This is a genomic window from Chitinophagales bacterium (genome assembly GCA_019638515.1).
Taxonomy (GTDB): Bacteria; Bacteroidota; Bacteroidia; order Chitinophagales; family LD1; genus UBA7692.
The window spans coordinates 276440-291776 of the sequence record JAHBTS010000003.1; the positions used below are offsets into that span (position 1 = coordinate 276440).

Sequence of the window (15337 nt, forward strand, 5' to 3'; positions counted from 1 at the left end):
TTTTACATTTGAACAAAGCCCATTCGCAACTGCTCAAACTCTTTCTCTAATTTAGAAGAAAACTCGGCATCTTCGTATTGCTTGGCGGTGCGCATCATTTCTTGGAAAATATACAATGGTTCGCGCACATTGCGATTATCTGTAAACGAGCCTTGCTGCAATTGCTGTAGATACTGATTATCGCCACTGTTGCGAGCCTGCTGCAACAAATAGCGGTAAACGCCTTGGTAGTATTTTAAAAACTCACGGCTTTGTGTAAGCAATTCTTCCATTACTTTCTTCCCTTTATCCTTTGCTCCGGCTTTGTAATAAATTTCGGGATACTGGTAGGCAAATACGTTCAACGGTACGCGCTCGGTAGGCATCATTTTTAATGAATAATCTAACGCTTGTATTGCTTTTTCGTTTTCACCTTTTGCAATAAGCGCTTCTGCCAATCGGCCAAAGTTGCCACGCACATTTACCGTCATGCGCATAATGTTTTCATCTAAGTAAATATTCGGATTGCTCTCTATACCTCCAAACTTAAATTTCTTCATCATGTTATCGAACATGGCATCGGTGCGCACGGGTGCGTTGTAAGCACTTCCGGTGGCGTTTAAGCGCGGTACTATACGGTAGGTTAAACCTTCTAACTGAAAGTATTTTTCTAATCCCAAATATGCTTCGGGAGCCACACTTACTGCAAAATAAATAGGGCGCTCCAAAATATTATTGGCTACAATATCTAAAGTAAGCAAGTCGTTTTTAAGCAAGTTGCCATTGGTAATGCTCCATTCCATGCGCGGAGCAATTGGCTCATCGGCAGACACCATGTTAAATTCGCGAGCCTTGTTGGTGTCTATTTCTAAGTAGAAATTTTTGGTTGGAAAATATGGTTCTAACTCGCCCCTGCCTGTAGATACTTTATTGCGGGCATCATCGCTGGCAATAAACTGCATTACGCGTTTTAAATCTAGCGATGCATTTGCCGGAATTTGCGGATTGGCCGCATAGCGAATAATATCGCGGTTGCTGGCGGCTACTTGCTCGCTGCTGAATGTCATTTTAATGGGTGCAGCATTGTTGGTTTTATAGCGCAATTGGTCTATATACCAATCTACACCCAGCAAGCTTAAATTGATTACGCGCACATCGGTACGGATACCTTCTACTTCTTGTGCATACCACAATGGATAAGTATCGTTATCGCCCTGTGTAAAAATAATGGCATTGGGAGCGCAGCTTTCTAAATAGCACACAGCAAAATCGCGTGCAGTGGTTCTGCCACTGCGGTTGTGGTCGTCCCAACCTTGAGTTCCCATAAGCAAAGGTGCGCTGGCACACAATGCAATTGCAATGCCCGATGCAGGCAATTCACCCATTTTTTTCTTAAGTAATTCTATAAGTGCAAACACGCCATAGCCAATCCAAAAGCAAAACGCCACAAAGGACCCTGCTTGTGCATAATCTCTTTCGCGCGGCTCAATTGGCGGTTCGTTTTGGTACACAATTTGGAATAAGCCGCTCACTGCAAAAAGAGCGAGTATTATCCAAAAGGCTTTATCGTCTTTTAAGTAAGTATATACCAAACCTATTATTCCCAAAATAAGCGGAATCATATAAAACTTATTCCGTGCTTTATTTTCAGCCATTATTTTAGGTAAGTTTTCTTGTGGCCATTGTGGCGCGCCCCAAATTTTCAAGTATTTATCTACAAACGGGATACCGCTAATCCAGCCACCATCATCGTTAAACACGGTTCCTTGTGTATCGTTTTGGCGTCCTGCAAAGTTCCACATCAAATAGCGGAAATACATATAACCTACTTGATACTGGAAAAAGAACTTCATGTTGTCGGCAAACGTAATGTGGTCTCTAACTTCGTAATGTCCGTTTCCTTTTTCGTTTAACTGTGCAGCCAACTGCTCGGCTTGCTGCTGTTGATTAGGTGCAAAAGTTCTTACTACACTCACGCCCGAAGCGGTTCTTTCTACCACATCATATTCAGGTTGCAACACTTGGCGGTAAGCGTTCTTCTTGCCTTCTTCTTGCCAAAATCCAAGGCGTGGGAAAGGCATCATTACATCATCGCGGAACTTGTAATCAATTTTATCGCCTACATATTTATAGCTGTGTGTTTTTACATCCTTTTGGAAGCGCTCACCCAGCTTTTGCATATCTACAATATCGTAACTGTTTACATTGTAAGCCGGACCGTACACCAAAGGTCTATCGCCATATTGCTCGCGATCTACATAGCTTTTTAAGCTGAATGGATCTATTGGGCGGTTCATATTTATAGGAGGATTTGCCACACTGCGAATAGGAACCATAGCATAACTCATATAGCCGATATACATAAATGCCAAACTCAATACAGCAATATTTACATCGCGCCAGCCTCTGCGGTGTGTGTACCAAATAGCTCCTGCCAGCAATGCCACCAGCAATACAATAAAGAATGCTTCGCCACTGCTAAACGGCAATCCAAATGAATTCACAAATAACTTATCGAAACCTGCGAGGAAAGCCTGTGTGTACGAAATCACAAACTTCATAGCAACACCAATAAGTACAAAACCTATGGCTCCCGCAGTTACAAAACCTTTTACGCTGGGTTGATACCTTCTATAGTAATACACTAATGCTGCAAACGGAATGGCAAGTAAACTAAGCAAGTGCACACCAATGGAAAGCCCCGTCATGTATGCAATTAAAATAAGCCAATGGTCGGCATAGTTATTACCCTCCAATACTTGTTCATCCCATTTTAAAATTGCCCACACAATAAAACTCCAAAAGAATTGCGAAAGCGCGTACACCTCGCCTTCTACTGCACTAAACCAAAGTGAATCTAAAAAGGTAGCACAACCGGCAGCTATTAAACCACTTCCTACAACCGCTATTATTTTTCCGGTAGTGTATTCTTTGTCTTTAAATGCAATTTTTGAAAGTAGTAAAGTAACCGTCCAATAAGCAAACATAATAGACGCTGCTGTTGCCAATGCACTCATAAAATTAACCCACATGGCCACCTGGCTTACATCGCTGCCTGCAAAGAGTGTAAAAAGCCTGCCTAGCATTAAGAAAAACGGAGCTCCCGGAGGATGCACCACTTGCAACTTAAAGCAACCGCTTACAAACTCTCCGCAATCCCAAAAACTACCGCTTTTTTCTGCTGTAAGTAAATAAACAACCGATGCAAATACCAACACCACCCAACCGGCTATGCTGTTAATTCTTTTGTACTGATTCATGAATGAATTTCTTTTCAGGAAGCGCGAAAGTAATAAAATAAGGAAATGCGTATGTTACACTGTTTTAAACAGCCTATTCCGTGTAGCTCCTAACATTTATTGGCACTCTGCTGCTGCTATATTTGCCATTTCCACTTTTCTGCGCTTATATTTGCTCCGGCTCTTTGAAACAACTTATCCAGAAAGACTGAGGGATTAGGCCCTGCGAAGTCTTGGCAACCGGAATAGCGCTATGCGCTATTTGTTGGTGCTAACTCCTACTCCACCTTTGTGGGGAAAGATAAGTTCAGTACAGTTTTTTGCTTTTGCTGACCTTTACAATATTGCTTTTTGGATACTTTGTTTCATTGCCATTTTAACTTTTTGCAATGAATATAAAAGCACAACTAACTCAACTTGCTTCAGAAAAAATTTTGGTGCTCGATGGCGCAATGGGCACCATGATACAACGCTATAAACTAACCGAGCAAGATTTTAGAGGAAACGATTTTGCAAATCATACCCACGATTTAAAAGGCAATAACGATATACTCAACATTACCCGACCCGATATTGTAGAAGCAATTCACTTAGAATACTTAGAAGCCAATGCCGATATTATTGAAACCAATACTTTTAGCGGCACTTGGGTGGCACAGGCCGATTACAAACTCGAACATGAAGTTTACCGCATTAACTACGAAGGGGCAAAGCTAGCCAAGAATGCTGTTGAAAAATTTGCTGCCCGCACTAATAAAAAGTGCTTTGTTGCCGGAGCTTTTGGGCCAACCAACCGAACCGCCTCTATTTCTCCCGATGTAAACAATCCCGGTTTTAGAGCCATTAGTTTTGATGAACTGGTAAATGCCTACTCCGAGCAAACCCACGGTTTAATAGATGGAGGCGCAGATATTCTTTTGGTAGAAACCATCTTCGACACGCTAAATGCCAAAGCCTGCCTATTTGCCATTCACCAAGTACAAAAAGAAAAAGGAACCGATTTACCCATTATGATTTCCGGTACCATTACCGATGCCAGCGGAAGAACCCTCAGCGGTCAAACTCCCGAAGCATTCGTAATTTCAGTAGCACACACCCAACCTTTTTCAATTGGCTTAAACTGCGCACTCGGAGCAAAAGACATGCGCCCACACATCGAAGCCATTTCAAAAAGTTCTACCTGTTTTGTAAGTGCATATCCAAATGCAGGCCTGCCCAATGCCTTTGGCGGCTACGATGAATCGCCTGAAATGATGGGCGCAGCATTGGAAGACTTCATTAAAAGCGGCTTTGTAAATATTATTGGCGGCTGCTGCGGTACCACACCTGCACACATACGAGTATTTGCCGAAATAGCCCAAAAATATCCGCCCCGCAAGCCACCCAAACCAATTCCATTTATGCGCCTAAGTGGTTTAGAACCTGTAACACTTACACCACAAAGCAATTTTATGAATGTGGGTGAGCGCACCAACGTTACCGGCTCTGCAAAGTTTCTAAAACTCATTAAAGAAGACAAGTACGAAGAAGCACTGTCTGTAGCTTTGGAGCAAGTAAAAGGCGGAGCACAAGTACTCGATGTAAATATGGATGAAGGCATGTTGGATGGCGCACCTGCCATGACCAAGTTCCTGCATCTTATTGCTTCGGAACCCGATATTTCTTGCGTTCCGGTTATGATAGACAGCTCTAAGTTTCACATTATAGAAGCAGGCCTAAAGTGCATACAAGGAAAAGGAATCGTAAACTCTATTTCATTAAAAAATGGTGAAGCAGAATTTATTCGCGAAGCCACTTTGGTAAGGCAATATGGTGCAGCCATTATTGTAATGGCATTCGATGAACAAGGCCAAGCCGATACCTATGAAAGACGTATAGAAATTTGCAACCGCAGCTATAAAATTTTAGTAGAACAAGTAGGCTTTCCACCCGAAGACATCATATTCGACCCCAATATTTTTCCGGTAGCAACAGGTATGGAAGAGCACCGCAACAATGCCGTAGATTTCTTTAATGCTACCAAATGGATAAAACAAAATTTGCCTCATGCACACGTGAGTGGAGGTGTTAGCAACGTATCTTTCTCTTTTCGCGGCAACAACATTGTGCGCGAAGCTATGCATGCAGCCTTTCTATATCATGCCATACAAAACGGCATGGATATGGGTATTGTAAACCCTTCTATGTTAGAAGTGTACGACAATATTCCAAAAGATCTGCTGGAGCATGTAGAAGATGTGCTCCTAAACCGCAGAAGCGATGCCACAGAACGCCTACTTGCCTTTGCAGAAACCGTAAAAAAGAAAGAAAAAACAGAAACCATTAACCACGAATGGCGGCAAGCAAGTGTAGAAGAACGACTTGCGCACGCGCTGGTAAAAGGCATCGTAGAATACATTGATGCAGACACCGAAGAAGCACGCCAAAAGTACGCCAAGCCATTAGATGTAATTGAAGGGCCACTCATGGCAGGTATGAACATTGTGGGCGATTTGTTTGGAGCAGGAAAAATGTTTTTACCGCAAGTAGTAAAAAGTGCCAGAGTAATGAAAAAAGCAGTGGCATACCTGCTTCCGTTTTTAGAAGAAGAAAAAGCAAAATCTGGAATTACTGCAAAAAATAATGGCAAGATTTTGCTCGCCACTGTAAAAGGTGATGTGCACGATATTGGAAAAAATATTGTGGGCGTAGTACTTGCTTGCAACAACTACGAAATTATAGACATGGGCGTAATGGTGCCTGCCGAAAAAATTCTAGAGCGTGCCAAAGCAGAAAATGCCGATATTATTGGTCTTAGTGGCCTAATAACGCCTTCGCTCGATGAAATGGTACACGTAGCCAATGAGATGGAGCGCTTAAACCTACATGTGCCTTTACTTATTGGAGGAGCTACTACTTCAGAAATTCATACTGCGGTGCGCATTGCCCCTGCATATACTGCTCCGGTTGTGTATGTATTAGATGCATCTAAGAGTGTGCCCGTAGTAAGTTCACTGCTTAGCAAAGAGCAAAAAGAATCTTTTGTTGCCACTGTAAACGAGCGCTACGAAACCATGCGCGAAGTGCATAAAAGCCGCAAAAACGAAATTGAACTCATACCGCTAAACGAAGCCAGAAAAAATCGACTGATTGAACAAACAAGCAGCCCCGCACCACAGCTTTTCAACGCGCAATTTATTTCTGACTACTTGCAAACCTACGATGCCAAAAAACACGCAGCCTTTACCGTAGAAGGCAAACCAATTTTGGGCTGGAAAAACTACAACTTACAAGAACTAGTTGATTTTATAGACTGGTCGCCATTCTTTTCTGCATGGGAAATGAGCGGCACTTACCCTCGCATTTTCGAGAGCGAAAAATACGGCAAAGAAGCACAGAAACTATTTGCCGATGCACAGCAACTACTCAAAAAAATAATTGCCGAAAAATGGCTCACCGCAAGTGCCATTATTGGCATTAACCCAACATTGCCATCTACTGCAAGCGAGGAGCCAATTGCTTCTTTTTCGTTTATGCGCCAGCAAACAAAAAAGCAAGGCACGCAACCCAATTTATGCTTGGCAGATTTTGCCTTATCCAACAATGAAAACGAACCGGAAACTGTTTATGTGTATAACACTCCACCAGTGCTGCACGACCATTTAGGAGGCATTGGTTTCTTTGCTGTTACCTGCGGCATTGGCATAGAAAAACACCTAGAGCAATTTAAAAAAGAGCATGACGATTACCACAGCATTATGCTGAAAGTATTGGCAGATAGGCTGGCAGAAGCTTTTGCAGAAAGAATGCACGAGCGTGTACGAAAAGAATTTTGGGGCTATGCACCCAACGAAAATCTCAGCAACAATGAGCTTATTCAAGAGAAGTACCAAGGCATTCGCCCCGCACCGGGCTATGCCGCCTGCCCCGACCACACCTTAAAAAAGCAGCTTTGGAAATTCTTGCAAATTGAAGAACATACCGGAATTCAACTTACTGAAAGTTGCGCCATGTATCCAACAGCATCGGTAAGTGGTTTTTATTTTGCTTCGCCTAATGCAAAGTACTTTGGTGTTGGAAAAATTCAAAAAGACCAAGTAGAAATGCTGGCAAAGGCTAAAGGATATACGGTTGCAGAAATGGAAAAATGGCTTCGTCCTAATTTGGCATATTAGTTTTCTGCCTGCAGAAAATTTTTTCAGTTATTTTTAGCAGCCACTGTATTTAATAAAATCATTCAATGCTATTTAACCGTACTACACTTCTCTATACCATTTTTTACTTTTTTCAATCCTATATTCAAGCCCAATGCTGCTCCAATGGCGTAAACCTTCTAGCCAACTATAATCCCGATTTTTCGGCTCCTTATACAACCACACCTCCTGGTTTTACCAATTCCAATACCTACTCTGTTACATTGGGTCCCGGCTATTACAGCATCATTACCTCAAGAAACTATGGAGCCTGCGCCTCCACACCGGAATTTGATCACACTTCAGGAAATACCTCCGGAAAATTTTTATGGTTCGATACGCCCAATTGGGCAAGCGCAGGCAATCCTGCCATTGCATGGAAACCTTTCAATCCATTGCTGCCTCCGGGTTCGCAAGACTTACTTACCGTAGTACCCAATACTACGTATGTTTTTTCGTGTTGGATTCGCGACTTGGCTCGCAACCCCGATTGTGTAAGCGGAGGTGCGCCAATTATGGGCTTGCGCATAAACGGAACAGATATGGCACAAGTAAACCTTGCCACGCCTGTTCCCGGGCAATGCTGTCCGGAATGGGTTTATATGTGTGCCAGCTGGAACTCAGGAAATAGCACCACCGCTTTAATTCAAATTGAAAGCCGTACCGGAAGCGGCTTTACAGATTTAGGAATAGATGATGTTTACTTTGGAAGTACGGCATTTGGCGCCAATATCAACTTAGGAAACGACACTACAATATGCACCGGGCAATCGCTCACATTACAAGCAAATCTTCCAAACTCAACCAATGTGTGGAGCGATGGAAGCACCGGAAATACACTCACTGTTTCCACCTCCGGTTTATACTGGGTAGAGGTAACACAGAATGGCTGCATAAGCCGCGATTCTATTGTAGTAAACGTAGTCAATTGCAGCAATCCTATTTCGGGTATTATCAATACTTATACGGCCGTAACCGATATTAACCCTTGTACAAATACAATCACCGTGGGAAACCCCTCCGGCTTTAACGCAGGCAGCCGTGTACTAGTTATTCAAATGAAAGGAGCCGCCATAGATACGTCTAACACAACTTCTTTCGGAAATATTATTAACTACAATAATGCCGGCAACTATGAGTTTGGATATATCCAATCTATAAATGGAAACCAAATTACATTGCAAAATATGCTGCAACGAAACTATTCGGTTTCGGGCATAGTGCAGTTAGTGCATGTGCCTCAATACTCGGGCAATGTTTTTGTGGCAAACAATGCCATTACATGCCAACCGTGGAACGGCACTACTGGGGGAATAATTGCACTGGAGGCTTCCGGTTTAGTAGTTTTACAAGCCGATATTGATGCTTCCAACAAAGGCTTTCGAGCAGGTGTAGCCAACGATAATTCGCCTTATATATGTGGCCAGCAAGATTATTTTTATCCAAGCAATTCTTCTTTCGGAGGAAGAAAAGGAGAAGGCATTTTTGAATTACCCAACACTATAATTAACGGACGCGGCAAAAACACCAATGGTGGTGGTGGCGGAAACGATACCAATAGCGGTGGTGCTGGTGGTGGAAATTTTGGCACTGGCGGCAGAGGCGGCAACCAATGGACTGGTTGCGCAAACCTTCCTATTGGTGGCGATGGCGGCACAAATCTTACATATAGTAATACTGCCAACAAAATTTTTCTTGGGGGCGGAGCAGGCGGTGGACATCAAAATGATGCTACTGCAACTCCGGGTACAAATGGCGGTGGCATAATCATTATTCAATGCAATGGCATTGCGGCTAATGGTGGAGGCATAAAATCTTTTGCCAACAATGCTGTTCAGGCTTCTACCGATGGCTCAGGAGGTGCAGGAGCAGGCGGCACTGTGCTACTTCAAACCAATAACATTACAGGCAATTTAACTATTGATGTGCATGGCGGAAGAGGCGGAGACAATACTTCGCATGGCACCGGTGGTGGTGGTGGTGGTGGTATAGTGTGGAGCACAACAACCTTACCCGGAAATGTAGTTTTAAATCTTGCGGGTGGGCAACCGGGATTTCACTCAGGCACTAATGGCAATCATGGCGCAACTGCAGGTAATAACGGAGGCGCTATTTCCGGATTAACTTTTATAGAAAGCACTATACCTTTTACACCCTTAGTAAAACCCGTTGCAACCGCTACTTCTAATGTTTGTGTGGGCGATAGCATTTTACTTTCGGTAGATACTGTTCCAAATGTTGTTTACAGTTGGGTTGGCACCAATAACTTTAGTGCTTCACAGCAACACTCCAATGTTCCTAATGCTACTAATGCTGCAACGGGTATTTACATTGCCACTATTACCGATACACTCGGCTGCGTGCAACACGATACCGTAACAGTAACAGTGCTCAATAGTTCAACTTCAACTATCAATGCCAGCATTTGCAGCAAAGACCAATACACAAGACCTAATGGAGTTTCTACCAATATTCCGGGAACTTACACCGATACACTTACAGCTGCCAATGGATGCGATAGCATTATCACTACTAACTTATCGTTTCTACCAAATGCTTTTGCTACGGTTGATACAGCCATTTGCCCTAATGCTAATTTCACCAGGCCTACGGGATTGGTGGTAAACACTCCGGGAACTTATACCGATACGCTTACAGCTACCAATGGATGCGATAGCATTATCACTACTAATTTATCGTTTCTACCAAATGCTTTTGCTACGGTTGATACAGCCATTTGCACTAATGCCAATTTCACCAGGCCTACGGGATTGGTGGTAAACACTCCGGGAACTTATACCGATACGCTTACAGCTGCCAATGGATGCGATAGCATTATCACTACTAACTTATCGTTTCACCCTACTTATACGCAAATAATCAACGATACCATTTGCAGCGGGGGCACGTATATACTTCCCGATGGAAATAATGTTTCGCAAGGTGGCAGTTATCCGATCACCTTAACTTCCACAAACGGTTGCGACAGCTTGATTACAATCAATTTAACTGCAGTAGCCCTCACAGCAACTACTACAACACAAGCGGCAAACTGCTTTGGCGAAAGCAGCGGCAGCATTACCATTGCAGCCAACAATGGCACAGCTCCATACACTTATGTATTGGATAGTACTGCTTCCCAAACCGCAGCTACGGCAAGCGTTTTCAACCACCTTCCGGCAGGCAACTATTTCCTTGAAATTACAGATTCAAACAACTGTACCGCTACCACCTTTGCTACCATTAGCGAGCCTTCTCCCATTATAGTAAACTATACCGCAACCGATGTTTCCTGTTTCGGCAATAGCGATGGAAGCGTGCAAATTACGGCATCGGGAGGCACACCTGGTTATCGTTTCTTACTAAACGGAATTACCAATACCGGTGGTTACTTTTCAAATCTCAGTTCAGGAAATTTTAATGCCACTGTTACCGATACCAATCAATGCGCTGCCATGCTGCCTCTCAGTATTAGCGAGCCTTCAGATATACTTATTACTGCCACTCCCAATCCGTTGGTATTAAAGCAAGGAGGCAAAGACAGTATTCATCTTTCTTCAAACTATGGTAACAATATTACTTACCAATGGAATAGCGCTTCGGGCATAAGTTGCAGCAATTGCAGCAGCGTGCTGGTGAGTGCTTTCAATTCTACCACATACCATGTTGCAGCACAAGTAATAATAAATGGCAATACCTGCACCGCACAAATACCCGTAGAAGTAATTGTGGAGCCGGATTACAGCATTTATATACCCAATTTATTTTCACCCAACAGCGATGGTGTAAACGACCATTTTGAATGGTTTGGAAACAAGCAGGCGGTAAAAATTTTTGAAATCCAGATTTTTAACCGCTGGGGCGAGAAAATTTTTGAGAGCAACAACAAAAATTTCGTGTGGGATGGTTACTACAATGGCAAAGAAGCGGCTGCCGGCACCTATGTTTATTTATTAAAAATAACCTGGATAGACGGAGTGCGGAGCAACCGCTACAAAGGAAGTTTTACACTCGTAAAATAGTTTTGATTGCATACTCGTTCATTTAAAAAAAGAAACAATGCTTACTACTAAATCTTATGCTGCTCAAAATGCAACATCTCCTTTAGCACCCTATCAATTTGAAAGAAGAACTCCCGGCTTACACGATGTACAAATAGAAATTTTATACTGCGGAGTTTGCCACAGCGATATACACCAAGTTCGAAACGAGTGGGGTGGAGCAAAATACCCAATGGTTCCGGGGCACGAAATTGTGGGTCGCGTAACGGCAGTTGGCGCACAGGTAACTAAGTTTAAAGTAGGCGATACAGCCGGAGTAGGTTGTTTGGTAGATGCTTGCAGAACTTGCAATAGCTGCTCCGAAGGCAACGAGCAATACTGCGAAAATGGCTCGGTAGGTACGTACAACAGCTATGAAAAAAACAGTAAAACTCTTACTCAAGGTGGCTATTCCGATAAGATAGTTGTAGATGAAAATTTTGTGCTTAAAGTTTCCAATAACTTACCGCTCGAAAAAGTAGCACCACTGCTTTGTGCCGGAATTACTACCTATTCTCCTTTACGCCAATGGAAGGTGGGCAAAGGACACAAGGTGGGCATATTGGGGCTTGGCGGCTTAGGCCACATGGCTGTAAAATTTGCGGTGACCATGGGTGCCGAAGTTACGGTACTCAGTACTTCGCCCGGCAAAAAAAACGATGCTTTACAATTGGGTGCACATAAGTTTATTGTTACCAAAAACCACGATGAAGTAAAAGCTGTACGCAACTATTTTCACTTTATTATAGATACCGTTTCGGCACAGCACGATATTAACTTTTACACTTCGCTCTTAGGCGTAGATGGCACACTCATTATGCTGGGTATTCCACCCGAGGCTCCGCAACTGCAAGTGTTTAACCTTGTTGGGAAAAGAAGAAGCATTGCAGGCTCCCTTATTGGCGGTATTGCCGAAACACAAGAAATGCTCGATTACTGCGCGGCAAACAACATTACATCTGATGTGGAAGTAATACCAATTAACTACATTAACCAAGCATACGAACGCATGATAAAAGGCGATGTGCACTACCGCTTTGTAATTGATGTAAAAACCCTGTAGCACACAAAGTATTCCGCCTAAATAGACACGTTACAGTTTATCAACAGCTAATTTTTTGCAAGGCTGCATACATAAAAAGTATGTTTGTTGAGGTGGAAAAAGTAAAAACCAACACTTCAAACTTCTATGCCGTTTTTGGCATGGTGCCTGTACTTATAGTATTGGGTATTGCATTGGTTTTGGGCTTATATGCACAGCAACTTTCGCATCAGGTGAAAGAGCAAATTGCCCTAGAGGTTATTTTAGCAGATACCATAAAGGCAGAAAGCACCACTGCGCTCCTTTCTAAGATACAACAACAGCCATCTGTAAAGAAAGTAACCTATATTTCTAAATCGCAAGCCGCAGAAATGCTGAAAAAAGAAATGGGTGAAAACTTTATGGATGTATTGGGTTTCAACCCGCTTTATTCCAAATTTGATGTGTATGTAAAAGAGAGTTTTTCTACTCCTGCTTCACTTCAAAACATAAAAGAAACACTCCAAAAAGAAGCAGGCGTACTCGAAGTAAATGCCCAGTTAAATGTTGCAGCAGCCATAGATACCGTGGTTAAAAAACTAACCTTCTTTTTGGGAACTATTGCCGTGCTATTGCTGGTATTTGCAGTATTGCTCATTTTCAACACTATTCGCTTTGCAATTTTTGCCAATAGAACCATCATTAAAAGTATGCTATTGGTAGGTGCTACACGGTGGTTTATTATTCAACCGTATTTAGTAAGAGCCTTGCTAACCGGGCTGCTAAGCTCACTTGCAGCCATATTTTTCATTTTTGCTTTGTTAGCATATGTGAACTACGAGTTTCCCGAACTTGCATTAAGCAGCGATTTAATTAGCTTCGCAGCAGTTGTGGGAGGCATATTGCTTTTTGCAGAATTGGTTTCTGTAATCAGTACCTATTTTGCATTGCGCAAGTATCTTTCGTATAAAACAGAGCAGTACTATTAAATAATTAGAGCAATGGCCAAACAAATAGCTAAAGGGAAGCCCGAAAAAACAGGAAGGTATGAGCCGCAGAAATCGAGCCTAAATTCATTGCCTTTTGTGTTTGACAAAACAAATTACGTGCTAATGGTAGCAGGTGTAATTGTAATTTTAATTGGATTTGTATTGATGACCGGAGGTGCTACTTCCGACCCAAATGTATTTCCTGCCGATGAAATTTACAGTTTCAGAAGAATTACTTTAGCACCCATTGTGGTAATGATTGGATTTGCAATAGAAATTGTTGCTATTCTTAAAAAACCTGCACAGCCTTAATTTTAGCAATGACAACTTTAGAAGCTGCAATTCTTGCCATTGTTGAAGGCATTACCGAATTTTTACCTATTTCTTCTACAGGGCATTTGATTTTGGCAAACTCTATTTTGGGTATAGACCCCGAAAATAATTTTGCCAAACTTTACATCATCAACATTCAATTTGGAGCAATACTTTCGGTATTGTTTTTATACTGGAAACGCTTTTTACAGGCCATAAATTTTTATTACAAACTATTGGTGGCTTTTATTCCGGCAGCGGTATTCGGTCTTTTGCTCAACGATTATATTGATAGCCTGCTTGAAAGCGTTACCACAGTTGCTGTTTCTATGGTATTGGGCGGTATAGTTTTAGTACTTGCCGATAAGTATTTTTCAAAAAATATTGCCGATGCTGCCACCGATGAAGATCTTGAAAAAGTAAACGAAATAAACGAGCTGGGTATTGAAACTACCGAAATGAAGTTGAAAAAATTCCCACTCAACTATAAGCAATCTTTCATTATTGGTTTGTTTCAAGTAATTGCCATGATTCCCGGAGTATCGCGCTCGGCAGCCACCACTTTAGGAGCTTTGCAACAAGGGTTAAACATGAAAAGAGCAGCTGAATTTTCGTTCTTCTTAGCTGTGCCAACCATTGCCGCAGCTGCCGGTTACAAACTGCTCAAAAATTTTCAATACATAAAAGGTTCCGATATGAACCTGCTGCTTATTGGCAACCTTATTGCTTTTGTAGTAGCCATTTTTGCCATACGCTTTTTCATAGGTTTAATAACACGCTACGGGCTGAAGTTCTTTGGCTGGTACCGCATTATTGTTGGCTCCATTATTCTTATTCTTTTGCTCATGGGCAAAACACTTCACCTCTAATTTGCAAGTATGAATTTTGCAGAAGGCGAAGTACTGTTGGTAAATAAACCTTTGCGTTGGACATCGTTTGATGTAGTAAATAAAATTCGCTACGCACTCCAAAAAAAAACAGGCAAAAAATTTAAGGTTGGTCATGCCGGAACTCTAGATCCACTTGCCACCGGCTTACTCATTATTTGCACCGGAAAATTCACCAAACAAGCAGAGCAATTTCAAGGATTCGACAAAGTATATACCGGAAAATTTTTAATAGGAAAAACTACGCCCTCCTACGATTTAGAAACACCTTTCGATACCGAACATTCCATTGCAGCAATTACAGCAACCCAACTGCAGGCAGCAGCACAATATATTCAAGCGCAAACCGAACAGTTTCCTCCCATTTTTTCTGCCATAAAAAAAGAAGGAAAAACCGCCTATCAAGAAGCACGGAAAGGAAACACCATTCAACTCGAAGCCCGCAAAATTGCTATTCATTATTTTACGATAACAGCGATAGAACTTCCCTACATACATTTTGAAACAAAGTGCAGCAAAGGAACTTACATTCGTTCCATAGCACACGATTTTGGACAAGTGTTGGGCTGCGGAGCCTGCCTTGCAGAGCTATGCAGAACCCAAGTAGGAGAATGGCAACTCACCAATGCCTTATCGCTGGAAGAAATACTACGGCAGATTACCGAAGCCACATATGTTAAACCCGCAAATAACTAAAT

At 42.3% G+C, this 15337-nt stretch carries 8 protein-coding genes and 1 riboswitch; of the genes, 7 read left to right on the forward strand and 1 reads right to left on the reverse strand.

Translation table 11 applies throughout. The features are described 5' to 3' along the window. Nucleotides 1-2: 2 nt before the first annotated feature. A complete protein-coding gene (locus KF872_07810) occupies nucleotides 3-3239 on the reverse strand; it encodes a DUF2723 domain-containing protein (GenBank protein ID MBX2903448.1) in 3237 nt (1078 codons plus the stop codon). Nucleotides 3240-3410: 171 nt separating this feature from the next. Beyond that, a riboswitch (SAM riboswitch) is annotated at nucleotides 3411-3526 on the forward strand. A gap of 81 nt (nucleotides 3527-3607) precedes the next feature. On the opposite strand from KF872_07810, the gene metH reads away from it, so the two are divergent. The 7 genes from metH (at nucleotide 3608) to truB (ending at nucleotide 15335) form a co-directional block, all read left to right on the forward strand. Further along, nucleotides 3608-7372: a methionine synthase gene (gene metH, locus KF872_07815; GenBank protein ID MBX2903449.1), complete on the forward strand. Its 3765-nt coding sequence runs from the start codon at nucleotides 3608-3610 to the stop codon at nucleotides 7370-7372. A 65-nt stretch (nucleotides 7373-7437) separates the two neighbouring features. Next, nucleotides 7438-11412, forward strand: coding sequence for a gliding motility-associated C-terminal domain-containing protein (locus KF872_07820; protein ID MBX2903450.1), 3975 nt, complete (start codon nucleotides 7438-7440; stop codon nucleotides 11410-11412). Between the two features lie 37 nt (nucleotides 11413-11449). Further along, a complete protein-coding gene (locus tag KF872_07825; protein MBX2903451.1) occupies nucleotides 11450-12493 on the forward strand; it encodes an NAD(P)-dependent alcohol dehydrogenase in 1044 nt (347 codons plus the stop codon). Nucleotides 12494-12573: 80 nt separating this feature from the next. Further along, nucleotides 12574-13440 (forward strand): permease-like cell division protein FtsX, encoded by an 867-nt coding sequence (locus tag KF872_07830; GenBank protein MBX2903452.1) that lies wholly within the window; start codon nucleotides 12574-12576, stop codon nucleotides 13438-13440. Between the two features lie 12 nt (nucleotides 13441-13452). After that, nucleotides 13453-13752: a DUF3098 domain-containing protein gene (locus KF872_07835; protein MBX2903453.1), complete on the forward strand. Its 300-nt coding sequence runs from the start codon at nucleotides 13453-13455 to the stop codon at nucleotides 13750-13752. Nucleotides 13753-13760: 8 nt separating this feature from the next. Next, on the forward strand, nucleotides 13761-14621 hold the full coding sequence (locus KF872_07840) for an undecaprenyl-diphosphate phosphatase (protein MBX2903454.1): 861 nt from the start codon (nucleotides 13761-13763) through the stop codon (nucleotides 14619-14621). Between the two features lie 9 nt (nucleotides 14622-14630). Beyond that, nucleotides 14631-15335, forward strand: a complete 705-nt coding sequence (gene truB / locus KF872_07845; protein MBX2903455.1) for a tRNA pseudouridine(55) synthase TruB — start codon at nucleotides 14631-14633, stop codon at nucleotides 15333-15335. The last annotated feature ends 2 nt before the right edge of the window (nucleotides 15336-15337 follow it).